Source organism: Amycolatopsis sp. SB7-3, assembly GCF_041021335.1.
Taxonomy (GTDB): Bacteria; Actinomycetota; Actinomycetes; order Mycobacteriales; family Pseudonocardiaceae; genus Amycolatopsis; species Amycolatopsis japonica.
This window is the reverse complement of the sequence record NZ_JBFPJQ010000002.1, coordinates 716,445-743,216: the sequence shown is the minus strand read 5'-3', so window position 1 is coordinate 743,216 and position 26,772 is coordinate 716,445. Positions and strand designations below refer to the sequence as shown.

Here is a 26,772-nt window from a genome sequence, read left to right as displayed (position 1 = left end):
TCAGCGCGTGATCTTCTTCGCGGCGTCGAGCAGTTGCGTCCAGCCCTCGGCCGCGGACTTGCCCTGTTCGACGGCCTGCAGCGCCGGGCTCGACGCGTTCTCCTGGATCTGGCCGTCGCCGGGGCCCTTGTACTGCGGCTTCGCGACCTTCTTGGCCTGCTCGGCGAACAATTGCCCGATCTTGGCGCCACCGAAGTAGGCGTCGGTCTCGCTCAGCAGTGCGGGGTCCTCCAAAGCCTTGACCTGGCTGGGGAAGGTGCCCTTCGCCTTGAACGCCTTGATCTGCTGCTCGGGCGCGGTCAGCCAGGCGGCGAGTTCGGCCGCCTCCTTCGGGTGTTTCGACTGTGTGGGCACGGTGAGGTACGAACCGCCCCAGTTCCCGCCGCCACCGGGGAAGGCCGCGGTGACCGCCCACTTGCCGGCGTTCTCCGGGCCGGAGTGCTCCTCGATCACGCCGAGCATCCAGGCGGGGCAGACCTTCGTGGCGAAGGCGCCCTGCTTGAATCCGGAGTTCCACTCGTTGCTGAACGCGGTCAGTTTCGCCGACTGTCCTTTCGCGACGGCGCCGGTGACCTTGGTCCAGGCGTCCTTGATGCCCTGGTTGGATTCCACCGCGAGCTTGTCGTCGCTGCCGATGTAGCCCGTCGGGAGCTGGTTGACCATCGCGTTGAAGTTCTGGGCGGCCGAGTCGAACCAGGCCTTCCCGCCGGACTTGGCGACGTACTGCTCGCCCGCCGCGAAGTAGCTGTCCCAGGTCGCGAACAGCGGTTTGACCGCTTCGGGGTCGGACGGCATCCCCGCCGCTTCGAGCATGTCCTTGCGGTAGCACATGGCCAGCGGGCCGATATCCGTCCCGTAGCCGATGACCTTGCCGTCCTTGGTCTTCGCCGCGTCGTACTTCCAGCCGAGCCAGCGGTCGGGTGACGCCTCCGCCGGGCCGATCTTGGTGAGGTCGTTGAACTTCGAGCCCTTGTCCAGGACGTTCGACAGATGCCCTTCCTCGACGGCGGTGACGTCGGCGAGTCCGGACCCGGCGGCCAGTTTCGTGATCAGGTCCTGGTGGTACGGCCCGCCCTGGCCGGTCTTGCGGTGGGTGATCTTGATGTTCGGGTGCAGCCGCTCGTACTCGGGGATGAGCTCCTCGTAACCGAACTCGGTGAACGTCGCCAGTGACAGCTCGACCTTCGCGTTCGGGTCGGACGCGGCGGGCGCCCCGCCGTCGTCACCGCCGCACGCCGCCAGTCCGAACGTCGTCATCGTGATACCCAGTGCCAGCACCAGGCCGTTCCGGATGCTTCTCACGTCAATGCCCCTTGCAGGTGGGTGGGAAGAAAATGGGAGCGCTCCCAGGATGCGCCGAGTCTGTCGCCAAGGTATGGCCGTGTCAATAGCTTGTAATGAGAGTGTTTCCGGCAGGGGAGCGCTCTCAGTGCGATGGCCCGCCGGACACTAAGCTGTCGGTGTCCGGATGGAGCTGAAGAGTGAAGGTGGCGCTGGTGGGGCCTCGACCAGGGGAAGACGGCAGGCCGACGCTGGAAGACGTCGCCGCGTCCGCCGGGGTCAGCCGGTCGACGGCGTCCCGTGCGCTGAACGACGACGGCTACGTCAGCGCGCGCTCCCGCGAGAAGGTCCAGGCCGCGGCCCGCGAACTCGGGTACTCCCCGAACCAGGCGGCCAGATCCCTGGTCACCAAGCGGACCGGTGCGGTCGCGGTCGTGCTGTCGGAGCCGGAGGCGCGGCTGCTCGACGACCCGTACCGCACCGCGGTCATGCGTGCGGGCTATCGCGAGCTCGCCGACATCGGCTGCCAGATGGTCTTGATCTTCAGCGACACCCGCGAAGACCTCGACCGCACGGTCCGGTTCCTCGACGGCGGGCACGTCGACGGCGTGCTCGTGTTCGCGCCGCATCGCACGGATCCGCTGCCCAAGGCGTTGCGGCAGTTGAGGATCCCGGTGGTGTACGGCGGGCAGGCCGCCGGGCTCAAACGCGGTGTCCACGTCGTCGACTTCGACAACGAGGGCGGCGCGAAGCTCGCCGTCGCGCATCTGGTCGAGGCCGGCCACCGGCGGATCGCCACGATCGCGGGCCCGCAGGACCAGAGCGCGGCGATCGACCGGCTTTCCGGTTGGCGCAAGACCCTTCTCGACGCAGGGCTCGACCCCGCGGATCTGGTGGAGGAGGGCGACTTCACCCTGACCGGTGGGGCGAAGGCGATGTCGAACCTGCTCGCCCGGCGCCCCGACCTCGACGCCGTCTTCGTGGCCAGCGACATGATGGCCCTCGGCGCGCTCCGTACGTTGCATTCGGCCGGACGGCGGATTCCCTCGGACGTCGCCGTCGTCAGCTTCGACGACAACGCCACCCTCGCGCCGGAGATGGACCCGCCGCTGACGTCGGTCCACCAGGATCCTCGGGAACAGGTCCACGCGATGGTGGAGACCCTGCTCGCGGTGATGGACGACCGGGATCTCAAGCCTCGCCAGCGGATCTTGCCGGTCTCGCTCACCCGTCGCGCCTCCAGCTGAGCCGAGGATGGTCGTGAGTGGCGTTTCGGGTTCTAACCCGAATTGCCACTCACGAGGCTCCTTGTGCGGAGCTGGCCGTGTCGCGTGACTGGACGGACGACACGCGTGACGGGTTGGACGACATGGCGAGTCGTCCCTCTGGACACATGTGTCGTCCCGCCAGTCACGCGTGTCGTCCATCCGCGCACGGCGGCAGGTGCCGAAGGCGACCTCGGCATGCCAACCATGGCTCAGGGAACCGGTCCGTGACCCGACTGTGACTCGGGGAGCGCTTGACCCGGCTCGTGTTATCGCTAACACTTGCGGCACTCGTCACACGGTACCGGGATTGGGAGATAGGCGATGGCGCGCGAAACCACCGAGAGCAAGCAGGCCAGTCTCACCGACGTGGCCGCGCTCGCGGGTGTTTCGCATATGACGGTCTCGCGCGTCATCAACGGCACCGGCCCGGTCCGCGCCGAGACGCGGGTCCGCGTCAACGCGGCGATCGAGCAGTTGGACTACCGGCCGAACTCGGTCGCCCGCGCGCTGGTCACCGGCCGTTCGGGCACGCTCGGCGTGGTCGCGCTGGAGGCCAACCTCTACGGTCCGGCCAGCACGTTGAGCGGCATCGAGCACGCCGCCCGCGAGGCCGGCTACGCGACGACCATAACCAGCATCAGCCGTCCGGGCCGGTCGTCCATCACCGACGCCGTGGAGCGCCTTCGTCGCCAGGCCGTCGAGGGCATCGTCGTGATCGCGCCGCACGTCACCGCGGCCCGCGCGCTGGAGGCGGCGCCGAACGACGTACCGCTCGTCGCGGTCGGCGGTGGCGAGAAGGCGCCGGTGCCGGTGATCTCGGTCGACCAGTACGACGGCGCGCGCCGCGCCACCGAACACCTTCTCGGTCTCGGACACGAGACCGTCTGGCACGTGGCCGGACCCGAGGATTGGCTGGAGGCGCTGGACCGCGAACGCGGCTGGCGCGAGACCCTGGAACGGCACGGCGCGCCGATCCCGCCCGTCATTCGCGGTGACTGGAGTGCGCGGTCCGGGTACGCGGCGGGGCGATCCCTTGTCGGCGAAAAGGGCCTGGACGCGGTCTTCGTGGCCAACGACCAGATGGCCCTCGGCTTCCTGCGCGCCTGCACCGAGGCGGGCGTGAACGTGCCGGGGGAGATGCGGATCGTCGGCTTCGACGACGTTCCCGAGGCGGCGTACTACACGCCGCCGCTGACGACGGTGCGCCAGGACTTCGTCGAAGTCGGCAGGCGCACGTTCGACCTGCTCCGCCGCCGGATGAACGGCGGTGAGGACCGAGATCGCGACCTGGTGGTCCCCGAACTGATCGTGCGGGAGAGCACCGGTCTTTCGTAGCTCCGAGAGCAGTCCCTGCGGCTCAAGGCGCGAATGTTAACGCTAACTCAATTGATCAGTGCGGATCTAGGAGTCGATGTGGCAAGAAAACCGTGGACGGCGATCGTGGCCGGAGTGGCCGGGCTGCTCCTGCTCTCCGCGTGCGGCGGTGGCGGCGGGACGGGTGGCAGCGGTGCGCTCACCCTCGGATTCGCCCAGGTGGGCGCGGAAAGCGGCTGGCGCACAGCGAACACGAAGTCGATCCAGGAATCCGCGAAGGCGGCCGGAATCGAGCTGAAGTTCTCCGACGCGCAGCAGAAGCAGGAGAACCAGATCGCCGCGATCCGGTCCTACATCCAGCAGAAGGTCAAGGTGATCGCCTTCTCACCGGTCGTGGAATCCGGCTGGGACACCGTGCTCAAGGAGGCGAAGACGGCGAACATCCCGGTGATCCTCACCGACCGGGCCGTCGACTCGGCGGACAAGTCGCTGTACAAGACCTTCCTCGGCTCGGACTTCGTCGCCGAGGGCAAGAAGGCGGGCGAGTGGCTGGCCAAGGAGTTCGGCTCGGCGGCCGGCGACGTCAGCATCGTGGAACTGCAGGGCACCACCGGTTCCGCGCCGGCGAACGACCGCAAGAAGGGCTTCGCCGATGTCATCGCGTCGAACCCGAAGTTCAAGGTCGTCGCGTCGCAGACCGGTGAGTTCACCCGGGCGAAGGGCAAGGAGGTCATGGAGGCCTTCCTGAAGTCCCAGCCCAAGATCGACGTGCTGTACGCGCACAACGACGACATGGCTCTCGGTGCCATCGAAGCGATCGAAGCGGCGGGCAAGGTGCCCGGCAAGGACATCAAGATCGTCTCGGTCGACGGCGTCCGCGACGCCCTGCAGGCGCTGGCCGACGGCAAGATCAACCACGTCGTCGAATGCAACCCGTTGCTCGGCCCGCAGCTGATGGATCTGGTGAAGAAGGTCGCGGCCGGCGAGCAGGTGCCGCCGCGCATCGAGACCACCGAGACCGAATTCGACCAGGCCGCGGCCAAGGCCGCGCTGCCGCAACGCCAGTACTGAGCCGATGACGGAAACCCCTGCGATGCTGCGGATGAGCCATATCCGGAAGGAATTCCCCGGCGTGGTCGCCCTCGACGACGTCTCCTTCCGGATGTTCCCCGGTGAGGTGCACGCCCTGATGGGCGAGAACGGTGCGGGCAAGTCCACTTTGATCAAGGTGCTCACCGGCGTCTACGGGGTCGACGCGGGCACCATCGAGCTCGACGGCGCCCGGGTCGCGTTCAGCGGCCCGGGTGAGGCACAGCGCTCCGGCGTGAGCACCGTCTACCAGGAAGTGAACCTCTGCCCGAACCTGTCGGTGGCGGAGAACATCTGCCTCGGCAAGGAGCCGCGACGGCGCGGCCGCATCGACTGGCGCGAGACACGCCGCCGGGCGACCGCGCTGCTGGCCAGGCTGGACGTCGAAGTGGACGTCTCGGCCGAGCTGGGAAGCTGCTCGATCGCGGTGCAGCAACTGGTCGCGATCGCCAGGGCGCTCGACGTCGAGGCGCGGGTGCTCGTGCTCGACGAACCGACGTCCAGTTTGGACGCCGGCGAGGTCGAGCAGCTGCTGAACGTGGTGCGCTCGCTGCGGGACCAGGGGATGGCGGTCCTGTTCGTCTCGCATTTCATCGAACAGGTCTTCGCCGTCGCGGACCGGATGACGGTGCTGCGCAACGGGAAGCTGATCGGGGAGTACCGCACCGAGGAGATCACCCCGGTCGACCTGGTGACCAGGATGATCGGCAAGGAACTCGCGGCGCTCGAAGACATCGAGGACGCGGGGCACAGCCGGTCGGACGTCGCCGGTGCGCCCGTCTTCCTCGAAGCGGGCGATGTCGGCCGCAAGGGCGGTGTCGCGCCGTTCTCGCTCGGCTTCCGGTCCGGCGAGGTCGTCGGGCTCGCCGGACTGCTCGGTTCGGGCCGCACCGAACTGGCGCGGCTGCTGTTCGGCGCCGATCACGCGGACAGCGGTACGGTGCGGATCGACGGCGAGCCGGTGTCGCTGAAAACACCGCGGACCGGCCTGGACCACCGCATCGCGTTCTGCTCGGAGAACCGCAAGACCGAAGGCCTCGTCGAGGAACTCACCGTGCGGGAGAACATCGTGCTCGCGCTGCAGGCCTCGCGTGGCTGGGCTCGGCCGATCCCTCGGCGGCGGCAGGACGAGATCGCGGAGCGCTACATCAAGGCGCTCGACATCCGGCCCGCCAACGCCGAGGCGAAGGTCGGCGACCTGAGCGGCGGCAACCAGCAGAAGGTGCTGCTCGCGCGGTGGCTCATCACCGAACCGCGGCTGCTGATCCTCGACGAGCCGACGCGCGGGATCGACATCGGTGCCAAAACGGAGATCCAGCGACTGGTCGCGCGGCTCTCGGGCGAGGGGATGGCCGTGGTGTTCATCTCCGCCGAACTCGAGGAAGTGCTCCGGCTGAGCCACCGGGTCGTCGTGCTGCGCGACCGCGCGGTGGTCGCCGTGCTGGACAACGAAGCGCTGACCGCGGACCAGGTGATGGCGACGATGGCCGAAGGAGTCGCACGATGACCAAACATCGGTTGTTCTGGCCGGTCGTCGCGCTGCTGGCGCTGCTGCTCGGCGACCTCATCGCGCATCCGGCGTTCTTCGCGATCGAATTCCGCGACGGGCATCTGTACGGGAACCTGATCGACATCCTCAAGAACGGCGCCCCGCTGATCCTCATCGCGATCGGCATGACGCTGGTGGTGGCGACGCGGGGGATCGACCTCTCCGTCGGCGCCGTGGTCGCGATCAGCGGCGCGCTCGCGTGCCTGCACCTCAGCGGACTCGGCGATCAGAACAGTGTCGGCGGGACGCTCGCGGCGGTCGGAATGGCGCTGGGGCTCGCCCTCGTGCTCGGTCTGTGGAACGGCTGGCTCGTGGCGGTGCTCGGCATCCAGCCGATCATCGCGACGCTGATCCTGATGGTCGCCGGCCGCGGCATCGCCCAGCTGATCACCGGCGGCCAGATCATCACCGTCAACTCGCATCCGTACGAATGGATCGGCAGCGGCTTCACCTTCGGCCTGCCCAGCGCGATCCTCATCGCGCTGGCGGTGTTCGCCATCGCCGCCGTGCTGGTCCGCCGGTCGGCGCTGGGGCTGCTGGTCGAATCGGTGGGCGGTAACCCGGAGGCGGGCAGGCTCGCCGGGCTCCGGTCGGCGCGGCTGATCTGGCTCACCTACGTCTTCTGCGCGCTCTGCGCCGGTATCGCCGGCCTGATGATCAGCGCGAACGTGCACAGCGCCGACGGCAACAACGCCGGGCAGTTCATCGAACTGGACGCGATCCTCGCCGTCGTCATCGGCGGGACGCAGCTGACCGGTGGCCGGTTCTCGCTCACCGGTTCGGTGATCGGCGCACTGCTCATCCAGACGTTGACGACGACGGTCTACGCGCTCGGCATCGCGCCGCAGGCGATCATGCTGTTCAAGGCCGTGGTCGTGCTGGCGGTCTGCCTGCTGCAGTCGCCGGTGTTCCGCAGGAAGCTCGCCCGGCGGCGGAAAACGGCCCCGCCGTCGCCCGCCGTCCTGCCGGAGAAGGTGGAGGCCGGGGTATGACGACACTCGACCGCATCAAGGGTTATCGGCCGCGGCAACGGCATCTGCCGATCCTGGCGACGATGGCGATGCTCATCGGCGCCTACGTCTACGGGGCTTCGAGCTACACGGCGTTCGGCTCCGGGCAGGTCGTGCTCGACCTGTTCATCAACAACGCCTTCCTGCTGGTCGTCGCCGTCGGGATGACGTTCGTGATCCTCACCGGCGGGATCGACCTGTCGGTGGGCTCGGTGGTGGCACTGTCCACTGTGGTCTCGGCGGACCTGCTGCAGAACCAGGGCTGGCCGGTGCTCGCGGTGATCCCGGCGGTACTCGCGATCGGCGCGGCTCTCGGCTTCGGCATGGGCGTGCTGGTCCAGGTGTTCGAGATCCAGCCGTTCATCGCCACCCTGATCGGGATGTTCTTCGCCAGGGGGCTCTGCTACACGATCAGCACCCAGGCGTACTCGATCGACGATCCGACGGTCGCGAGTCTCGCGCAGACGCAGATCCCGCTCGGAGGGGAACTGCACATCTCGATCGGCGTGGTGGTCGCGCTCGTGGTGGTCGCGGCGGCGGCGTACGTCCTGTATGGAACGCGGTTCGGGCGGACCGTGTACGCGATCGGCGGGAATCCGAAGTCCGCGCTGCTGATGGGCCTGAACGTCGGCCGCACACGGATCACGGTCTATACGCTCAGCGGGTTCTGCTCGGCGCTCGGCGGGCTGCTCCTGGTGCTGTACAAGTCCTCCGGCGATCCGCTCAACGGTGTCGGGCTGGAGCTCACCGCGATCGCGGCGGTCGTCATCGGCGGCACGCTGCTCACCGGCGGCTCCGGCTACGTCCTCGGGACGGTGCTCGGCATCATGGTGCTGGGCATCATCCAGACCCTGATCACCTTCGACGGCACCTTGAACTCCTGGTGGACCTCGATCATCACCGGTGCGCTGCTGTTCGCCTTCATCGTGCTGCAACGCCTCGTCGGGAGACGGGCCACGTAAGACGGAACACGCGTGATCAGGGCCGTGACTCGCGTGATTGGAGCCGGACCGGCTTCAAACACGTGAGTTACGGCTCCAAACACGGGTGATCGTGGTTTTCGACCAGAAATGTGAACGCTAACAGTTGGAGAAGAAGTGAGTACAAGGGAGCCGCTGGTCGTCGGCGTCGACTTCGGGACGCTGTCCGGCCGGGCCGTCGTGGTCCGCGTCCGCGACGGCGCGGAACTGGGCAGCGCGGTTTCGGAGTACCGGCATGGCGTGATCGACCGGATCCTGCCGCGGACCGGCCACGGTCTGCCGCCGGACTGGGCGCTCCAGGTGCCGTCGGATTACGTCGACGTCCTTCGCACCGCCGTGCCGGAGGCCGTCCGTGCCGCCGGGGCGGATCCCGCCGACGTGATCGGCATCGGAACCGATTTCACCGCGTGCACCATGGTGCCGACGACGGCCGACGGCACGCCGCTCTGCGAATTGCCCGAGTTCGCCGACGACCCGCACGCCTACGTGAAGCTGTGGCGTCACCATTCCGCCCAGCCACAGGCAGACCGGATCAACGCGCTGGCGCGGAAGCGCGGTGAGTCGTGGCTGCCGCGCTATGGCGGGCTGATCTCTTCCGAGTGGGAGTTCGCCAAGGCACTGGAGGTCTACGAAGAGGCGCCCGAGGTCTACGCCCAGATGCGCCACTGGGTCGAACTCGCCGACTGGATCGTCTGGCAGCTCACCGGAACCTACGTCCGGAACGCCTGCACCGCCGGCTACAAGGGCATCCTGCAGGACGGCCGCTACCCGAGCACGGAGTTCCTGGAGGAGCTGGCTCCCGGCTTCGGGTCCTTTGTGGACGACAAGCTCGCGCATCCGCTGGGTGCCCTTGGTGCCAAGGCGGGGAGCCTGAGCGCTCAAGCGGCGGAATGGACCGGGTTGCCCGAGGGGATCGCGGTCGCGGTCGGCAACGTCGACGCGCACGTCACCGCCCCCGCCGTCCAGGCGGTCGAGCCCGGTCAAATGGTCGCGATCATGGGCACCTCCACCTGCCACGTGATGAACGGCGCCGAACTGCGCGAGGTACCGGGCATGTGCGGCGTCGTCGACGGCGGGATCGTGTCCGGGAAATGGGGCTACGAGGCCGGCCAGAGCGGCGTCGGCGACATCTTCGCGTGGTTCGTCGAACACGGCACGCCCGCGTCCTATGTGGACGACGCCAGGGAAGCGGGGATCTCCGTCCACGAACTGCTCACGCGGCTCGCTTCGGTGCAGGAGATCGGCGAGCACGGACTGGTCGCGCTCGATTGGCACAGCGGAAACCGGTCGGTGCTGGTCGACCACGAACTGTCCGGCGTCGTCGTCGGCCAGACCCTCGCGACCCGGCCCGAGGACACCTACCGCGCGCTCCTGGAGGCGACCGCGTTCGGGACCAGGACGATCATCGAGACCTTCGAACGCGCCGGGGTGCCGGTCACCGAACTGATCGTCGCCGGTGGCCTGGTCAAGAACCCGCTCCTGATGCAGATCTACGCCGACGTCACGAACCTGCCGCTTTCGGTGGCCGGCTCGGCCCAGAGCCCCGCGCTGGGCTCGGCGATCCACGCCGCCGTCGCAGCCGGGGCGCACGCCGACGTCCCGGCCGCCGCGCTCGCGATGGGCTCGGTCCGCCGGGCCGTCCACCGGCCGATCGCCGAGAACGTCAAGGCCTACAACGACCTCTACGCCGAGTACGCCGCGTTGCACGACTACTTCGGCCGTGGGGCCAACGACGTCATGCACCGGCTCGCCGCCCGCCGCCGTTCCGTCCGGAAAGGACCGCACCGATGAGCCTCGCCGTGGAGATCACGGACACCTTCGAAGAGCTGCGTGACACCGTCGCCCGCTTGCACAGCGAGCTGACCCGCTACGAGCTGGTCATCTGGACCGCGGGCAACGTGTCGGCGCGGGTCCCCGGACACGACCTGATGGTGATCAAGCCGTCCGGGGTGTCCTACGACGAGCTGAGTGCCGACACGATGGTCGTCACCGACCTGTACGGCGAGGTCGTCCACGGCGACCTCGCGCCGTCCTCGGACACGGCGGCACACGCCTACGTCTACCGGCACATGCCGGAGGTCGGCGGGGTCGTGCACACGCATTCGACGTACGCGACCGCTTGGGCCGCGGTCGGGGAACCGATCCCGTGCGTGCTCACGATGATCGCGGACGAGTTCGGCGGCGAGATCCCGGTCGGGCCGTTCGCGATGATCGGTGACGACTCGATCGGCCGGGGCATCGTCGAGACGCTGCGATCCAGCCGGTCGCCCGCCGTCCTGATGCGCAACCACGGCCCGTTCACTGTCGGCCGCACCGCACGCGACGCGGTCAAGGCCGCCGTGATGGTCGAGGACGTCGCCAAAACCGTCCACATCGCTTCCGCGCTGGGCAGGCCGGAGCCACTGTCCGAACAGGACGTGGACCGGCTCTACGCGCGCTACCAGAACGTCTACGGCCAGGGAGAGAAGTGAGCACACAACGCAAGACCGAGGTCTGGTTCCTCACCGGGAGCCAGGCGCTGTACGGCGAGGAGACCCTCGAACAGGTCGCGGGCCAGTCGTTGCAGATCCAGCGGATGCTGGCCGACACCGGCCGGATCTCGGCCGAGATCGTCGCGAAGCCGGTGCTGACGGAACCGTCGGCGATCCGGCGCGTGATGCTGGAGGCGAACGCGGACGACGCGTGTGTCGGGGTGATCGCCTGGATGCACACGTTCTCGCCGGCGAAGATGTGGATCACCGGGCTCGATGCGCTGCGGAAACCTTTGCTGCATCTGCACACCCAGCTCAACGAGGCGCTGCCGTGGCAGTCCATCGACATGGACTTCATGAACCTGAACCAGGCCGCGCACGGCGACCGCGAGTTCGGCTACATCCAGACCCGGCTCGGGGTGCCGCGCAAGACCATCGCCGGGCACGCCGCGGATCCCTCGGTCGCCGACCGGATCGACGCCTGGGTCCGCGCGGCGGTCGGGCGCCAGACCATCGGCTCGCTCAAGCTCGCGCGGTTCGGCGACAACATGCGCGACGTCGCGGTCACCGACGGGGACAAGGTCGAGGCGGAGCTGAAGTTCGGCGTCTCGGTGAACACCTACGGCGTCAACGAACTCGTCGCCCTGGTCGACGCGGTGCCTGACGCCGAGGTCGACACTCTCGTCGACGAGTACGCCGAGACGTACGCGCTCGCGCCGGAACTGACGAAGGCGGGGGAGCGACACGAATCGCTGCGGTACGCGGCCCGGATCGAGCAAGGGCTTCGCACGTTCCTGACGAGCGGCGGTTTCGGCGCTTTCACCACTAATTTCGAGGATCTCGGCGGCCTGCGGCAGCTTCCGGGTCTCGCCGTGCAGCGGCTGATGGCCGACGGCTACGGCTTCGGCGGCGAGGGCGACTGGAAGACGTCCGCGCTGCTGACCGCGGTGAAGGCGATGGGCCGCGACTCCGAGCGCGGGACGTCCTTCATGGAGGACTACACCTACCACTTCGGCCCCGGTGAACCGAAGATCCTCGGCGCGCACATGCTCGAGGTCTGTCCCAGCATCGCCGCTGCCCAGCCTTCGTGCGAGATCCACCCCCTCGGCATCGGTGGCCGCGAGGATCCCGTCCGGCTGGTCTTCGACGCCGCCGCCGGCGACGCGGTCGTGATCGGCCTCGCCGACCTCGGTGACCGGTTCCGCCTGGTGGCGAACGAGGTCGAGGTCGTCGCACCGGATGAGCCGCTGCCGAATCTGCCGGTGGCGCGCGCGGTGTGGAAGCCGGCGCCGTCGCTGGCGACGTCCGCCGAGGCCTGGATCACCGCGGGCGGGCCGCACCACACGGTGCTCACCCAGGCCGTCGGCGCCGAAACGATCCGGGATTTCGCCACCATGCTCGACGTCGAACTGCTGGTGATCGACCAGGCCACGACGCCCGCCGCGATCGCCGACCGGATGCGCTGGAACCAGGCCTACTACCGGCTCGCACAAGGATTCTGATCGGTCCCCACCGGAGAGAAGGAACAATGAAGTTCACGAAACTGGCCACACTGGCCGTGGCGGTCGGCCTCGGTGCCGCGCTCACGGCCTGCGGTTCGAGTGAGAAGACCGTCGATCAGCAGGCGGCCGCGGGAGGCGCGGCCGGCGGCCTCGTCGGCGTCACCATGCCGACCAAATCGTCGGAACGCTGGATCCACGACGGCGACAACATCAAGGCGGCGCTGGAGAAGCTGGGCTACCAGGTCGACCTGCAGTACGCCGAGGACGACATCCCCACCCAGGTGAACCAGATCGAGAACCAGATCACCAAGGGCGCGAAACTGCTCGTGATCGCCTCGATCGACGGCACCGCGATCACCACCCAGCTGCAGGAGGCCGCGGACAAGAAGATCCCGGTCATCGCCTACGACCGGCTGATCCGCAACACCCCGAACGTCGACTATTACGCCACCTTCGACAACTTCAAGGTCGGCGTTCAGCAGGCGACGTCGCTGCTCACCGGGCTCAAGGTGCTCAAAGAGGACGGTTCTCCCGGCGAGGGCAAGGGACCGTTCAACATCGAGCTTTTCGCTGGTTCGCCGGACGACAACAACGCGACGTTCTTCTTCAACGGCGCCATGTCCGTGCTGAAGCCGTACCTCGACAACGGGACGCTGGTCGTCAAGAGCGGCCAGACCGCCTTCAACGTCGCGGCGATCCTGCGCTGGCAGGCGGCGACCGCACAGCGGCGGATGGAAGACCTGCTGACCAAGACCTACAGCTCCGGCGACAAGGTGCAGGGCGTGCTCTCGCCGTACGACGGGCTCTCCATCGGCATCCTTTCGGCGCTCAAGAGCAACGGCTACGGAACGCCAGGCCAGCCGTATCCGGTGGTCACCGGCCAGGACGCCGAGGTCGCGTCGGTGAAGTCGATCATCGCGAACGAGCAGTACTCGACGATCTTCAAGGACACCCGCAAGCTCGCCGAGACCACGGTCAAGATGGCCGACGCGGTGCTCAAGGGCGGCAAGGCCGAGACCAACAACACGACGGACTACAACAACGGGCAGAAGGTCGTCCCGGCGTTCCTGCTGGAGTCGGTGATCCTCAACAAGGGCAACTACCAGAAGGAACTCATCGACTCGGGCTACTACAAAGCGGAACAGCTGAGGTAGCGACGTGACCGACGAAATCCTTCGGATGCGGGGGATCACCAAGACCTTCCCCGGGGTCAAGGCGCTGCAGGACGTCAACCTGTCGGTGCGCCGGGGAGAGATCCACGCGATCTGCGGCGAGAACGGCGCGGGCAAATCCACGCTGATGAAGGTGCTCTCGGGTGTCTACGCGCACGGCTCGTACGACGGTGAGATCGTCTTCGACGGCGAGCCGTGCGCGTTCTCCGCGATCCGCGACAGCGAACGGCGCGGCATCGTGATCATCCACCAGGAACTCGCGCTGTGCCAGCAACTGTCCATCGCGGAGAACATCTTCCTCGGCAACGAGAAGGCCCGCGGCGGGCTGATCGACTGGAACCGGACCAACGCCGAGGCGGGCGAGCTGCTGCGGCGCGTCGGCCTGCGCGAGAACCCGGTGACGCCGGTGCTGGACATCGGCGTCGGCAAGCAACAGCTGGTGGAGATCGCCAAGGCACTGTCCAAAGAGGTCAAACTGCTGATCCTGGACGAGCCGACGGCGGCGCTGAACGACGACGATTCGGCGCATCTGCTCGAACTGCTGCGAGGCTTGCGCGAGGACGGCGTCACCTGCGTCCTGATCTCGCACAAGCTCAACGAGATCGCCGCGATCGCCGACTCGATCACCATCCTGCGCGACGGCAGGACGATCGAGACGCTGGACGCGGGCGCGGTGACCGAAGACCGGATCATCGCCGGGATGGTCGGGCGGAAACTCGAGAACCGGTTCCCGCCGAGGGAACCGCGGATCGGCGACGAGGTCCTGCGGATCGAGGACTGGACCGTGCACAGCCCGACGCAACACGGCCGGGTCGTCGTGGACGGCGCGAGCCTGACGTTGCGGCGCGGCGAGATCGTCGGGCTGGCCGGCCTGATGGGCGCCGGGCGGACCGAACTCGCGATGAGCGTGTTCGGCCGCTCGTACGGCAAGGACATCTCCGGCCGCCTGATCAAGGACGGCAAGGAGATCGACGTGCGCACGGTCGGCGACGCCGTCGCGAACGGGATCGCCTACGCCACCGAGGACCGCAAACGCTACGGGCTGAACCTCATCGAGGACATCCAGCGCAACGTCTCCGGTGCCGCACTGGGCAAACTCGCGCGCCGCGGCTGGGTGGACGAGAACGAAGAACACCGTGTCGCCGAAGAATTCCGCAAGAGCATGAACATCAAGGCACCGGACGTGCGCAGCGTGACCGGCACGCTCTCCGGCGGCAACCAGCAGAAGGTCGTGCTGTCCAAATGGATCCTCACCGATCCGGACGTGCTGATCCTCGACGAGCCGACGCGCGGCATCGACGTCGGCGCGAAGTACGAGATCTACACGATCGTCAACCGGCTCGCCGAGGAGGGGAAGGCCGTGCTGGTCATCTCGTCCGAGCTGCCGGAACTGCTCGGGCTGTGCGACCGGATCTACACGTTGTCGGCGGGCCGGATCACCGGTGAGGTCGACCGGGCCGAGGCCACCCAAGAGGTCCTCATGCGGGCGATGACCAGGGAACAGGAGTAAGACATGAGCACCGCCTCCGCCGACACCGTCACCGGTGCCGGTGACCAGCAGGGAGCCGCGCCGGCCAGGGCGCCGCGCCGGATCTCGTTCAACCCGCGCGAGAGCGGCATCTACGTCGCGTTCGCGCTGATCGTCGTGTTGTTCTCGATCCTCACCGGCGGCGCGCTGCTGGAACCGCAGAACATCTCGAACCTGATCGTGCAGAACTCGTACGTGCTGATCCTCGCGATCGGCATGATCCTGATCATCATCGCCGGGCACATCGACCTGTCGGTCGGCTCGGTGGTGGCGCTGACCGGCGCGATCTCGGCCGTGCTGATGGTGAACCTCGGTGTGGCGTGGCCGATCGCGCTGCTCATCACGCTGGCCGTCGGCGCGGTGATCGGGGCATGGCAAGGGTATTGGGTCGCCTACTTCGGCATTCCGGCGTTCATCGTGACGCTGGCCGGGATGCTGATCTTCCGCGCGCTGACGCTCACCGTGCTCGGCAACCAGGGGATCGGCCCGTTCCCGGACGAGGTGCGCACGCTGGCGAACGGGTTCACCGGCGGCTATCTCGGCAACATCGGGCTCGGCCCGCTCGGCGGCGCCGACGTCGTCAGCCTGCTGGTGGGTGCCCTGGCCATCGCGGGAGCGATCGTTTCGCGGTGGCGCAAGCGGACGGCCCGGCTGAACTACCTGCAAGAGGTCGATCCGCTGCCGATGTTCCTGCTGAAGATCGCCGCGGCGGCCGCCGTCGTGCTGTTCGTGGTGGTCCAGCTGGCGCGGTACAAGAACCTGCCGTGGGTACTGATCCTGCTTTCGGTACTGGTGATCGGTTACTCGCTGGTGACGACGCGGGCGGTGTTCGGCCGCCACATCTACGCCATCGGCGGGAATCTGCAAGCGGCGACGCTGTCCGGCGTGAAGGTCAAGAGCGTGACGTTCTGGATCTTCGTCAACATGGGCGTGCTCTCCGCGCTCGCCGGGATCATCGTGGCCGGACGGCTCAACCAGGCCGGGCCGACCGCGGGCAACATGTTCGAACTCGACGCGATCGCCGCGGCGTTCATCGGCGGCGCCGCGGTGCAGGGCGGGGTCGGCAAGGTGGTCGGCGCGATCACCGGCGGGCTCATCATGGGCGTGATCAACAACGGCATGTCCCTGATCGGCGCGCCGACCGAGAGCGTGAACCTGGTGAAGGGATTCGTGCTGCTCGCCGCCGTCGCCTACGACATCTGGACCAAACGGCGGGCCCGTACCGCCGCCTGATCACTCCGGTTCCTCGCAACGTCGCGAAAGGAAGTGCTGTGCGCAGCAGATCAGTCCGGCTCGGTGTGCTGTCCCTGACCATCACCGCCGGTGTCCTCGTGCCCGTCCAGACCGCTTCGGGCCAGACACCGACGACCGACTACACCCTCGCCGTGGACGCGGCGGGACGCGGTGCCACGATCGACCGTTCGATGTACGGCGTCTTCTTCGAGGACATCAACCGCGCCGCGGACGGCGGACTGTACGCCGAACTCGTGCAGAACCGTTCCTTCGAGTACGACAAGGCCGACAACGCGTCGTACACCCCGCTGACCTCGTGGGCGCCCACGTCGCTCGACGGGGGAATCGGCACGGCGACGGTGGCCGACGACGATCGGCGCCTCAACGAGCGGAACCGGCGCTATCTCAAGCTCGAACTCACCCGTGGCGAGTACGGCGTCGCGAATTCGGGCTACAACTCGGGGATCCGGGTCGAGAGAGGCAAGCAGTACGACTTCTCGGTGTTCGCCCGGACGGATCGCGCGGCGGGCACCCCGCTCACGGTGGCCGTCACCGATCCGGCGGGGAAGGCGCTCGCCGATCCGCTGCGGGTCCAGGTCCGCGGCGACGGCTGGGTGCGCTACACCGGCACCGTCCGGGCGCGGGAGTCGAGCGCGCTGGGCAGGCTCGCGCTCACCGCGTCCGGCGGTGGCACGCTGCGGCTGGACATGGTGTCGCTCTTCCCGCGCGACACCTACAAGAACCGCCCCAACGGAATGCGTGCCGACCTCGCGGAGAAGATCGCCGCGCTCAAGCCCGGTTTCGTCCGCTTCCCCGGCGGCTGCCTGGTCAACACCGGCAGCCACCAGGGTTACGAGGCGCCGAACTGGGAGCGGAAGCGCTCGTACCAGTGGAAGGACACGATCGGTCCCGTCGAGCAACGGGCCACGAACGCGAATTTCTGGGGCTACAACCAGTCCTACGGCATCGGCTACTACGAGTACTTCCAGTTCTCCGAGGACATCGGTGCGATGCCGCTGCCCGTGGTGCCGGCGCTGGTCACCGGCTGCGGGCAGAACAAGGTGACCGACGATCCGGCGCTGCTGCGGCGGCATATCCAGGACACCCTCGATCTGATCGAGTTCGCCAACGGCCCGGTCACCTCGACTTGGGGCAGGAAGCGGGCCGAGATGGGGCATCCGGCGCCGTTCAACCTGACGCATGTCGGCGTCGGCAACGAGGAGAACCTGCCCGACGAGTTCTTCGCCCGGTTCACCGAGTTCCGCAAGGCGATCGCGGCGAAGTACCCGGGGATCACCGTGATCGGCAATTCGGGACCGGACGACACCGGCACGACGTTCGACCGGCTGTGGGACCTGAACCGGAACGCGAAGGTCTCGATGGTCGACGAGCATTACTACAACAGTCCACAGTGGTTCCTGCAGAACAACCAGCGGTACGACGCCTACGACCGCAACGGCCCGAAGGTGTTCCTCGGCGAGTACGCGTCGTTGGACAACAAGTTCGGCAACGCGCTGGCCGAGGCCGCGTACATGACCGGCCTGGAACGCAACGCCGACGTCGTCAAGCTCGCGTCGTACGCGCCCCTGCTGGCGAACACCGACTACGTGCAGTGGAAGCCGGACATGATCTGGTTCGACAACCAGCGCTCGTGGGCTTCGGCCAGCTACGAGACGCAGAAACTGTTCATGACCAACGTCGGTGATCACGTGGTCCCGAGCAGGGCGTCGGCCACGCCTGCCACGGTCGCTCCCATCTCGGGCGCGATCGGACTGTCCACCTGGGCGACGAGCGCGGCGTACGACGGCGTCAAGGTCACCTCGGCCGACGGCGCGCAACTGTTCTCGGACGACTTCTCCGGCGACGACTCGCGCTGGTCGAAGGTGACCGGGCGGGGATCGTGGGCGGTGTCGAACGGGGCCTACGTCCAGTCGGATCAGGCGGCCGAGAACACCCTCGTGACCGCGGGCGATCCCTCGTGGAGCAACTACGACTTCTCCGTGAAGGCGACCAAGACGGGCGGCAAGGAAGGCTTCCTGGTCGCGTTCGGCGTCAAGGACACCGGCAACAACTACTGGTGGAACCTCGGCGGCTGGAACAACACCGTCTCGGCCGTGGAGAAGACCGAGGGCGGCGGCAAGCAGACCCTCATCCAGAACGACACGAAGATCGAGACCGGCAGGCAGTACGACCTGCGGGTCGAGGTCAGGGGCCGTCAGGTGACGCTCTTCCTCGACGGGCAGAAGTGGGGCTCGTTCACCGACGACAAGGTCGCCGAGCCGTTCCGCCAGGTCGTCACCCGCGACGTCAAGACCGGGGAACTGGTGGTCAAGGTGGTCAACGCGCAGGCTTCCGCGGCCCGGACCCGCGTCGACCTCGGCTCTCGCGTCCAGCCTGGCGCGACCGCCCGCGTGACGACGTTGCAGGGCTCGCCGGATGACGTCAACACCGCTTTCACCACGCCGATCGCACCGCGCGAATCGCGATTCTCCGGCGTCTCGAACACCTTCACGTACACCTTCCCGCCGAACTCCGTGACCTTCCTGCGGTTCCCGGCCCGAGTGAGGGGATGACCATGACCATCGATCGTCGTGACCTGTTCAGAGCGGGAGGCGGACTGCTGGCCGCCACCGCCGTCGGAAGCCTGGCGCCGGGCACGGCCCAAGCCGCCGAAGCCGCTCCCGTGCCGTTGACCACGCGGAACCCGTTGGTCGAGCAGCGGGCTGATCCGTTCATCACCCGGCCGGTGAACGGGATGTACTACCTGACCGGTTCGGTGCCCGAGTACGACCGCATCGTCGTCCGCGGTGCCGCCACACTCGACGGCCTGGCCACAGCCAGGGAGACGACGATCTGGCGACGTCCGTCGTCCGGGAAGATGGGCGGCCACATCTGGGCGCCGGAACTGCACCGGATCGACGGGCGCTGGTACGTCTACTTCGCCGCAGGCGACTCCGACGACGTGTTCCGCATCAGGACGTACGTGCTGGAGTCCACTTCGGACGATCCGCGGGCAGGCACCTGGGTGCTGCGCGGACAGATGGTGACGAAGTGGGACACCTTCACCCTGGACTCGACGACGTTCGAGCATCGCGGCAAGCGGTACTTCGCCTGGGCGCAGAGCGAACCGGGGATCGCGACCAACAGCAATCTGTACCTCGCCGAGATGGCGTCACCGCTCGCGCTCAAGGGTGATCCCGTCCGGCTCGCGGTGCCGACGCTGCCCTGGGAGATCCAGGGGTTCAAGGTCAACGAAGGGCCGGCGGTGCTCGTCCGCAACGGGCGGGTGTTCATGACCTACTCGGCCAGTGCCACCGACGCCCGCTACTGCATGGGGCTGCTCACCGCCGACGAACGTTCGGATCTGCTGGACCCGCGCTCGTGGACGAAGTCGCCGCAGCCGGTGTTCACCACGAACGAGGCGACCCGGCAGTACGGTCCCGGGCACAACTCGTTCACTGTCGCCGAGGACGGCTCGGACGTCCTCGTGTACCACGCCCGCGACTACCGCGACATCACCGGCGACCCGCTGTACGACCCGAATCGGCACACCCGGGTGCAACGGCTGTACTGGAACGACGACGGGACGCCGAGTTTCGGTGTGCCGGTCGGCAAAGGCGGACCTTGCGTGCGACTGTCCCCGTTGGACGATCCCGCGTTGTACGTGCGGCATTACGAGTACCGGCTGACCGCCGATGGCAATGTCCGTGAGCTGGCGGATTCCCAGTTCCGCATCGTCGCGGGATTCCGTGGCGCGGGCACCGTCGCTTTGCAGTCGGTGAACTTCCCGGACCGGTACGTCCGGGTGGTGGACGCGACGACCGTGCGGATCGATCCGTACGACGAAAGCGACGCCTACGGCCGGGCGGCGAGTTTCACCCAGGTGCCGGGGCTTTCCGACCGGCTGGCGGTGTCGTTCCGCCTCCCGGGTGAACCTGCCACCTATTTGGCCCACGACAAGGGAAGGATCTTGGTCTTCCGTCCGGGTGCCACGGTGCGGGATCGTCAACGGGTCAGCTTCCGGCTCGGCTGAACTCCCTGGGAGGTTGAACGCAGTGCTGCGAACACGCCCCATCGTCCTGGTCCTGGCGATGCTCGCCGGGACCCTCGTCGCGACCGGCTCTCCGGCGGCCGCCGACGTCCAGTCCTATCTCGACGATCCACGAAAAGTCTCCGAAGGACAGGAGCCACCACACGCCCACCTTCGTCCGTACGCGGACGTTTCCTCCGCCGCCCGCCACGACGAACGCAGTCCCTACACGATGTCGCTCGACGGCAAATGGCGGATCGCCATGGCGGACAACCCCTCTCAGGTGCCGAAGGGTTTCCACGACGACGGATACGACGCGTCGCGCTGGCGTGAGGTGTCCGTGCCGCACACCTGGCAGACGGACGGTCTGGACCACCCGATCTTCCGCAACATCGCCACCGAGATCCAGCCCGACGACCCGCCGCGCGTTCCCCGTGACGTGAATCCGACCGGCGCCTACGTCCGCGATTTCACCCTGCCCGCCCAGTGGTCGGAACGCGAGACGTTCCTGCGCTTCGAGGGGGTCACGTCGGCGTACTTCGTCTGGGTGAACGGGACGTACATCGGCTACGACCAGGGCGGCTACACACCGGCGGAATTCGACATCTCGTCCGCGCTGCGGCCGGGGCCGAACCGGATCGCCGTGCAGGTGCACCGCTGGAGTGCCGGCGCCTACCTGGAGGATGTCGACCAGTGGCGGTACTCGGGCATCTTCCGCTCGGTGAACCTGTATTCGACACCGGGCACGTTCGTCCAAGACGTCGGGCTGACGACCGACCTCGACGCGACCTACACCGACGCCACCCTCAAGGCCGCGGTCGAGGTCGCCACCAAACCCGGCGGAACCGCGGGCAAGCACCGCGTCGGGCTCAGCCTGCGTGACGCGGCGGGCAAGGAGGTCGGGACCACGAGCGGGGAGGTCGACGCGGGCGGCAAGACCACGTTGAGCCTGCCCGTCCGCGACCCGGCGAAGTGGACGGACGAGACACCGAACCTGTACACGGCCGTCCTCACGCTGACCGCGCCCGACGGCCGCGTCACACACATCACCAGTGAGACGACCGGGTTCCGCGAGATCGAGATCCGCGACAAGCAGCTGCTGGTCAACGGGAAACGGGTGCTGTTCAAAGGCGTCAACCGCGCCGAGACCGACCCCGACCACGGCAGGCACGTGCCCCGGCGCGCACAGGAACGCGACGTCGCGCTGATGAAACAGCTCAACGTCAACGCGGTCCGCACGTCGCACTACCCGTCGGATCCCTATTTCTACGAACTGGCCGACCGGCACGGGCTCTGGATCGACGACGAGATCGACATCGAGACCCACAACCACGAGAACTGCGCCAGGTATTGCCAGGCGAACGACCCGGCCTGGCGGGACGCGTTCTTCGACCGCATGATCGGCATGGTCGAACGGGACAAGAACCATCCGAGCGTCTTCCTGTGGGACACCGGTAACGAGGCCGGTCTCGGCGCGCACCACTTCGCGCTGGCGGAATGGCTGGACGCGAACGAGCCGACCCGGCCGATCTACCACCAGTCGAACAGCCCGGACGGCGACGCGCCGTTCGCCGACGTCTGGGGGCCGCGGTATCCGTCGCCGGAGAAGTTCGCCGAGCAGGCGAAGAGCACCACCAAACCGCTGATCTTCGGCGAGTACGCGCACGCGATGGGCAACAGTCTCGGCAACTTCCGCGAGTTCTGGGACACCATCCGGGCGAATCCGCAGACCCAGGGCGGGTTCATCTGGGACTGGGCGGAGCAGAACATCCGGCAGCCGATCCGGCTCACGCCCGATTCGTCGGGCAACGCCATCTCCGCGCATCTCAGCGGAAAGCCGGATCTGGTCGAAGGTCATCGAGGCAAGGCGCTGGCGTTGTCGGGCCTCGACGACTTCGTCGAGGTCTACCGCGACCGGAAACTCGACATCACCGGGAAGGCGCTCACGCTCGACGCCTGGGTGAAACCGGGGAAGTGGACCGGTGACTTCCGCATCCTCGGCAAGGGCGACCACCAGTACGCACTGAAGATGAAGACGGAGGACACGCTGGAGTTCTTCATCCACAGTGGAACGTGGCAGGCGGTGCAGGCGAAGGTGCCCGCCGACTTCTACGGGAACTGGCACCGGGTGAGCGGTACGTACGATGGCACGGCCCTGCGGCTGTACCTCGACGGCAAGGAGATCGGGAGCAAACCGTTCACCGGCGCGATCGACTCGTCCTCGGCGGAGGTCAACATCGGCCGCGACTTCGAGACGTCGTGGAACGACCCGTCGACCATCGGCTGGATGGGCCGCGGAGCCGTCGACGACGTCCGCATCTACGACAAGCCGTTGTCCGCCACGGAGTTGTCAGGCGCGGCTCCCGCGGACGGGGCCGTGCTGGCGCTGGACTTCGACAGTGTCACGGAGCGGGGGAGTCACCTGTCGTACGGCTCCAGCCTGTCCGGTGTGGACGGTCTGATCGGCTCGGACCGGTCGGTGCAGCCGGAAACCGCGCAGCTGGCCTGGGCGCATCAGCCGCTGCGCTTCGCCTACTCGGGCGGCACGGTCTCGGTGACCAATGAGCGGCAGTTCAAGGGCACCGACGAGCTGAACCTGCGGTGGCGGATCCAGGAAGGCTCGCGGGTCGTCGCGCACGGGGAACAGCCGTTGCGGGTCGCCGCGGCATCGACTGGAAAGGTCACCGTTCCGGTGCCGCCGAATCCCGCGGACCGCGAACGGTTCCTCATCGTCGAAGCGGTGACGACCCAAGGCGAGCCGATGCCGGCGCGAGGACATGTCCTGGCGCACGATCAGTTCCCCCTGGGAGGGAAGCGGGTTCCGGGCCTGGACAGGACGCCGCTCGACGGGAAGTCCGTGGGAGTCGTCGAGGACACCACATCGGTGACGGCGACGGCGGCAGGCGTCACATATCGGGTCGACAAGACCAACGGAACGCTGGCCTCCATCCGGTATCAGGGCAAGGAACTGCTGAGCGGCGCTCCGAAGCTCGACGCTTGGCGGGCACCGATCAGCAACGAGACGTTCGCCTGGGGCAGGGCTGAGGGCGAGGACTGGCGCAAGGCCGGGCTCGATCGGCTGAAGACCACGGTCACGGGCGTCCGGGTCGAGCAGGACGGCTCGCGCGGCGTTCGGGTGATCGTCGACAGCCGGGTCGCGGCGCCGGACGTCGCCGGGGCGTGGTTCGACCAGACGATGACCTACACCGTCGACCGGACCGGGACGCTGAGCCTCGCCAACCGGGTGGCTCCGCAGGGGAGTGTGCGCACTCTGCCGTATCTGCCGCGGATCGGTGTCTCGCTGGCGGTGCCGGACCGGTATGACCGGTTCGCCTGGTACGGACGGAAAGCCGAGAGCTACGTCGACCGCAAGGACGGGACCCCGATCGGCGTGCAGTCGAGCACGGTGGACGAACAGTACGTCGAGTACCACCGGCCGCAGGACCACGGCAATCACACCGACAGCCGGTGGGCGCTGCTCACCGACGGCCGGACCGGTGGCCTGCTGGTCGGAGGCGCGAACGACGTCAGCGTGACACCGTTCGACGATCTCGACCGGGCGGCGTACCCGTTCCAGTTGCAGCGCAACAAGGGCTGGTTCACGCTCCACGCCAGTCACGCGGTGACCGGGGTCGGGGACACGCCCAACCCGGTGCGGGAACGCAGCCAGGTCCAGCCGGACAGCACGTACGAGTACACGCTGTCGTTGCGTCCGTTGACGTCGCAGGAGGCACGGGCGGGGCTGCCGACCGGCGGCTGACTCGGCGGGCCTCGTAAATGGGTGGTGAAGGCCTCCTTGCCTACTCTGAAGGTAGGGAAGGAGGCCTTCACGGCTGCCCGGCTAGCGGAACAACTTGTAATTGAGGACGATGTAGCCGGAATTCGCGGCGATCTTGACATCGTTCACGCTGAGCCATCCGGCCGTTCCCTGGGATGTCCTCAGACAATGTTGACCACCGGCGAATATCACCTCCGGTCCGGGGACCGGTCCCTTTCCCTCCGAAACGATCTTCGGGCACTGCGTCGCGGCTTCCTGCTCGGTTCCGTAGTAATAGAACAGGCCTGATCGATTGGAGGACAGATTGCTTCCGTCGAAGTGGAGGTCCATGTCGCCATTGGGGCCTGTCGCGGATGCCGCGGTGGCGCCGGGCTTGTCGAGGTCGAACGCCGTATCCGCGTCGAGTTTCACCTGCTCTGGGACGGCTTCGGCGGGTTTGTTCTCCTGGTGCTGTGTGCCGGTGGCACTCTGCGACGACGGCGTGGACGGCGTACTCCGGTCGTCGGCGCCTTTCGCCGGCTGCGCACTGGTGTTGATGAGTGCCACGAGCACCGCGCTCACCAAGCCCACCACCGCGGTTATGAGGGCCGCCAGAATTACTCCACGTCGGCTGACAAATGCCGCGGTCACCGCCGGATCCGAAGTTTTGACATTTCCCGGCCGGTTGGTTTTCTTCCGGTCGCGATCATTGTTCGTCAAGTGGTCTCCCCTGCCAAAAGATGCTGAAGGAGGCTACAACAAGATCAAGGACCAACCGGTGTCGAGACACGTACGGGCGGCCGCTGTCCGGGTGATGTCAGGCATGGGTCGGACTCTTCGTCCTTGCAGCCGCTAGTCTTGATCTTCGACTGCGAGGGAGACTGAATTCATGGCGGAATGGGCCGATCTGGTCGCGTTCGTACGACACGAATATCGGGTGATGAAGGACGAACCGGACGAAATTCGCATCCGGTTGTCCTACGGTGACGACGACTACGAAGAGCGGGCCCAAACCGTGGTCATCGCGCGGGAGATCTTCGACCGTCGCGAGGACTGGGTGCAGATCGCGACGCCTTTCGCCCGGGTAGACGAGGTCGACCTGGCGACCGTGCTGACCGAGATCGGCAACACCATCGTCGTCGGGGGATTGGTGGTCATGGGAGAGCATCTGGTGTTGCGCCATTCCCTGCCGCTGGTGAATCTCGACATCAACGAGTTCACCGACCCGCTCGAGCTCGTCGCGGGTTCGGCGGAGCTACTGGAGCAGCAGTTCACCGGACGCGACGACTACTGATCCCCGGGATCTCCTCGAAGGAGGTCACGCGTTCGCATTCCTCTTCGGAGAGCTTGTCGATGGCTGCCCGGTACGCCTGCGCTTGAGCCGTGCCGGGCAGCTGTCCGCCGAGGAGAAGCGGAAGCCCGAGCTCGAAACCACAGCGGGCCCGCGTCCCGTGGCGGTGCCGGGCGCGGGCGACCGCGGTGGCGACGCGGAGCCCGTGCTCGGTGCCCGGCGGCGTCGCGGGACGGTCGGTTTCGATGGCCGCGAACCGGAATCCGTCGGCCTGGTCGCATTTGTCGCACCCGACGGGCCCCGAGCCGAGGCGGCTGCCGCAGTCGGTGCAGGTCAGCCTGTCGTAAGCGGCGTCGACGACCCGCCACTCGAACAGGGAAGTGTCGACGACCACCGTTTCGGCGAGGTCGGTTTCCTCCGTGGTCCCAGCGGAGACACCGTATTCGGCGAGGAACAGCCGCCAGCGGTCTTCGATGCTCGCCTCGACGGCCGCCAAGGCCTCGGCGGGGCGCCCGCCGCGTGGAAGAGCGGTCATGGACAGGATTCTATTTCGCGCGGATGAGGGTGTCCGCGTCGATGCAGAGGCGACCGTCGTGCGGGACGACCGTCAGCTCATGCGTTTCCGTGGGGGAAGGACGGCCATCGCGATAATGCAGGGTGATCCGGACCCGGACGGTGGTCGCGGAGGTGGCCGACGCACTGTGCACGTCCACCGCGCTGATCCTGCCCCAATGGGCTTCGTAATCGCTCTGGCCGCGGCGCTGGAGGTTCGGGCCGATCAACGGCCAGCCGGCCCGGGTGTCGGGCATCAGGCGGTAATAGGCGGTGACGAACTGGGCGATGTCCTCGTTCGTGGCGGGCTGGGGCACGGTGGACGTCGTACTGGTCGTGGTGCTGGTCGTCGGGGTCGGCGCGATCACGGCGGGAATCGGTGTCCCGGCCGTCTGGAAGGACCCCGCGAAATGGACGCCCACGAAAATGGCCGCCAGCAACGAACCCGAGACCCCGAGGATCAGGAACACCAGCCAGGCGTTGACCTGTGAGTGCCGCACGTTGTAGACGTTCGTCGTTCCGGTGGTGCTCGGATTGGCGCCGTCACGGCGGACGAGTACCTGCGAGATACCGCTGATCAGCCCGGTCGCGAGGGTGAACGCGACCACCAGACCCCAGGCCAGGAAGTTGGTCTTGAGGTCGGTCGCGAAATTGATCGCGGTGCCGAGGGCGGCCGCGATGCAGGCGCCGAGCAAGGACCAGAACCATGTCGAACCCGCCCGGTTCAAGATCTTCTCCTCTGCCG

At 67.4% G+C, this 26,772-nt stretch carries 20 protein-coding genes; 16 read left to right on the top strand and 4 right to left on the bottom strand.

Features of this window, described 5'->3' with window-relative positions; genetic code table 11:
- Complete coding sequence (locus AB8M46_RS21615) at positions 1-1,302, bottom strand: ABC transporter substrate-binding protein (protein WP_394361346.1); 1,302 nt, start codon at positions 1,300-1,302, stop codon at positions 1-3.
- A gap of 179 nt (positions 1,303-1,481) precedes the next feature.
- Here AB8M46_RS21615 and AB8M46_RS21610 point away from each other — a divergent pair, with 179 nt between their 5' ends.
- The 15 genes from AB8M46_RS21610 to AB8M46_RS21540 all read left to right on the top strand — a co-directional run bounded on the left by AB8M46_RS21610 (position 1,482) and on the right by AB8M46_RS21540 (position 24,187).
- Positions 1,482-2,528: a LacI family DNA-binding transcriptional regulator gene (locus AB8M46_RS21610; protein ID WP_394361345.1), complete on the top strand. Its 1,047-nt coding sequence runs from the start codon at positions 1,482-1,484 to the stop codon at positions 2,526-2,528.
- Between the two features lie 342 nt (positions 2,529-2,870).
- A complete protein-coding gene (locus AB8M46_RS21605) occupies positions 2,871-3,884 on the top strand; it encodes a LacI family DNA-binding transcriptional regulator (RefSeq protein WP_394361344.1) in 1,014 nt (337 codons plus the stop codon).
- Positions 3,885-3,962: 78 nt separating this feature from the next.
- Positions 3,963-4,934 (top strand): ABC transporter substrate-binding protein, encoded by a 972-nt coding sequence (locus tag AB8M46_RS21600; protein WP_394361343.1) that lies wholly within the window; start codon positions 3,963-3,965, stop codon positions 4,932-4,934.
- A gap of 22 nt (positions 4,935-4,956) precedes the next feature.
- Positions 4,957-6,459, top strand: coding sequence for a sugar ABC transporter ATP-binding protein (locus tag AB8M46_RS21595; RefSeq protein ID WP_394361738.1), 1,503 nt, complete (start codon positions 4,957-4,959; stop codon positions 6,457-6,459).
- Positions 6,456-7,493 carry an ABC transporter permease gene (locus tag AB8M46_RS21590; protein WP_125733718.1) on the top strand — a complete coding sequence of 346 codons (1,038 nt, stop codon included), beginning with the start codon at positions 6,456-6,458 and terminating at the stop codon, positions 7,491-7,493. Before AB8M46_RS21595 ends, AB8M46_RS21590 begins: the two co-directional genes overlap by 4 nt.
- Entirely contained in the window at positions 7,490-8,473 is a 984-nt protein-coding gene (gene yjfF / locus AB8M46_RS21585; RefSeq protein ID WP_350594210.1) for a galactofuranose ABC transporter, permease protein YjfF, read from the top strand. Before AB8M46_RS21590 ends, yjfF begins: the two co-directional genes overlap by 4 nt.
- Before the next feature lie 135 nt (positions 8,474-8,608).
- Entirely contained in the window at positions 8,609-10,282 is a 1,674-nt protein-coding gene (araB, locus tag AB8M46_RS21580; protein WP_394361342.1) for a ribulokinase, read from the top strand.
- Complete coding sequence (locus AB8M46_RS21575) at positions 10,279-10,962, top strand: L-ribulose-5-phosphate 4-epimerase (RefSeq protein ID WP_394361341.1); 684 nt, start codon at positions 10,279-10,281, stop codon at positions 10,960-10,962. The genes araB and AB8M46_RS21575 overlap by 4 nt, the downstream gene beginning before the upstream one ends.
- A complete protein-coding gene (gene araA, locus AB8M46_RS21570; RefSeq protein WP_394361340.1) occupies positions 10,959-12,464 on the top strand; it encodes an L-arabinose isomerase in 1,506 nt (501 codons plus the stop codon). The genes AB8M46_RS21575 and araA overlap by 4 nt, the downstream gene beginning before the upstream one ends.
- 26 nt (positions 12,465-12,490) lie before the next feature.
- On the top strand, positions 12,491-13,618 hold the full coding sequence (gene chvE / locus AB8M46_RS21565; RefSeq protein ID WP_125733723.1) for a multiple monosaccharide ABC transporter substrate-binding protein: 1,128 nt from the start codon (positions 12,491-12,493) through the stop codon (positions 13,616-13,618).
- Positions 13,619-13,622: 4 nt separating this feature from the next.
- The gene (gene mmsA / locus AB8M46_RS21560) at positions 13,623-15,146 is read left to right on the top strand and encodes a multiple monosaccharide ABC transporter ATP-binding protein (protein WP_394361339.1); all 1,524 of its coding nucleotides are present in this window, start codon (positions 13,623-13,625) and stop codon (positions 15,144-15,146) included.
- Between the two features lie 3 nt (positions 15,147-15,149).
- Positions 15,150-16,397 carry a multiple monosaccharide ABC transporter permease gene (gene mmsB / locus AB8M46_RS21555; protein WP_378421691.1) on the top strand — a complete coding sequence of 416 codons (1,248 nt, stop codon included), beginning with the start codon at positions 15,150-15,152 and terminating at the stop codon, positions 16,395-16,397.
- 38 nt (positions 16,398-16,435) lie between these two features.
- On the top strand, positions 16,436-18,970 hold the full coding sequence (locus AB8M46_RS21550; protein ID WP_394361338.1) for an alpha-L-arabinofuranosidase C-terminal domain-containing protein: 2,535 nt from the start codon (positions 16,436-16,438) through the stop codon (positions 18,968-18,970).
- 2 nt (positions 18,971-18,972) lie between these two features.
- The gene (locus AB8M46_RS21545; RefSeq protein ID WP_394361337.1) at positions 18,973-20,430 is read left to right on the top strand and encodes a family 43 glycosylhydrolase; all 1,458 of its coding nucleotides are present in this window, start codon (positions 18,973-18,975) and stop codon (positions 20,428-20,430) included.
- Between the two features lie 22 nt (positions 20,431-20,452).
- Positions 20,453-24,187, top strand: coding sequence for a glycoside hydrolase family 2 TIM barrel-domain containing protein (locus AB8M46_RS21540; protein WP_394361336.1), 3,735 nt, complete (start codon positions 20,453-20,455; stop codon positions 24,185-24,187).
- Positions 24,188-24,268: 81 nt separating this feature from the next.
- On the opposite strand, the gene AB8M46_RS21535 is transcribed toward AB8M46_RS21540, so the two are convergent.
- On the bottom strand, positions 24,269-24,904 hold the full coding sequence (locus tag AB8M46_RS21535) for a hypothetical protein (RefSeq protein ID WP_394361335.1): 636 nt from the start codon (positions 24,902-24,904) through the stop codon (positions 24,269-24,271).
- A gap of 169 nt (positions 24,905-25,073) precedes the next feature.
- Here AB8M46_RS21535 and AB8M46_RS21530 point away from each other — a divergent pair, with 169 nt between their 5' ends.
- Positions 25,074-25,478, top strand: coding sequence for a hypothetical protein (locus AB8M46_RS21530; RefSeq protein WP_394361334.1), 405 nt, complete (start codon positions 25,074-25,076; stop codon positions 25,476-25,478).
- On the opposite strand, the gene AB8M46_RS21525 is transcribed toward AB8M46_RS21530, so the two are convergent.
- On the bottom strand, positions 25,456-26,010 hold the full coding sequence (locus tag AB8M46_RS21525) for a hypothetical protein (protein ID WP_378421681.1): 555 nt from the start codon (positions 26,008-26,010) through the stop codon (positions 25,456-25,458). The genes AB8M46_RS21530 and AB8M46_RS21525 overlap by 23 nt on opposite strands.
- A 10-nt stretch (positions 26,011-26,020) precedes the next feature.
- Complete coding sequence (locus tag AB8M46_RS21520; RefSeq protein WP_394361333.1) at positions 26,021-26,755, bottom strand: serine/threonine protein kinase; 735 nt, start codon at positions 26,753-26,755, stop codon at positions 26,021-26,023.
- Between the last annotated feature and the right edge of the window lie 17 nt (positions 26,756-26,772).

What these genes read in the sequence shown, in the direction of transcription:
- AB8M46_RS21605 (WP_394361344.1), top strand. Translation starts at nt 2,871, where the DNA reads ATGGCGCGCGAAACCACCGAGAGCAAGCAGGCCAGTCTCACCGACGTG.
- AB8M46_RS21595 (WP_394361738.1), top strand. Translation starts at nt 4,957, where the DNA reads ATGCTGCGGATGAGCCATATCCGGAAGGAATTCCCCGGCGTGGTCGCC.
- AB8M46_RS21590 (WP_125733718.1), top strand. Translation starts at nt 6,456, where the DNA reads ATGACCAAACATCGGTTGTTCTGGCCGGTCGTCGCGCTGCTGGCGCTG.
- yjfF (WP_350594210.1), top strand. Translation starts at nt 7,490, where the DNA reads ATGACGACACTCGACCGCATCAAGGGTTATCGGCCGCGGCAACGGCAT.
- AB8M46_RS21575 (WP_394361341.1), top strand. Translation starts at nt 10,279, where the DNA reads ATGAGCCTCGCCGTGGAGATCACGGACACCTTCGAAGAGCTGCGTGAC.
- chvE (WP_125733723.1), top strand. Translation starts at nt 12,491, where the DNA reads ATGAAGTTCACGAAACTGGCCACACTGGCCGTGGCGGTCGGCCTCGGT.
- mmsB (WP_378421691.1), top strand. Translation starts at nt 15,150, where the DNA reads ATGAGCACCGCCTCCGCCGACACCGTCACCGGTGCCGGTGACCAGCAG.
- AB8M46_RS21545 (WP_394361337.1), top strand. Translation starts at nt 18,973, where the DNA reads ATGACCATCGATCGTCGTGACCTGTTCAGAGCGGGAGGCGGACTGCTG.
- AB8M46_RS21530 (WP_394361334.1), top strand. Translation starts at nt 25,074, where the DNA reads ATGGCGGAATGGGCCGATCTGGTCGCGTTCGTACGACACGAATATCGG.
- AB8M46_RS21525 (WP_378421681.1), bottom strand. Translation starts at nt 26,010, where the DNA reads ATGACCGCTCTTCCACGCGGCGGGCGCCCCGCCGAGGCCTTGGCGGCC.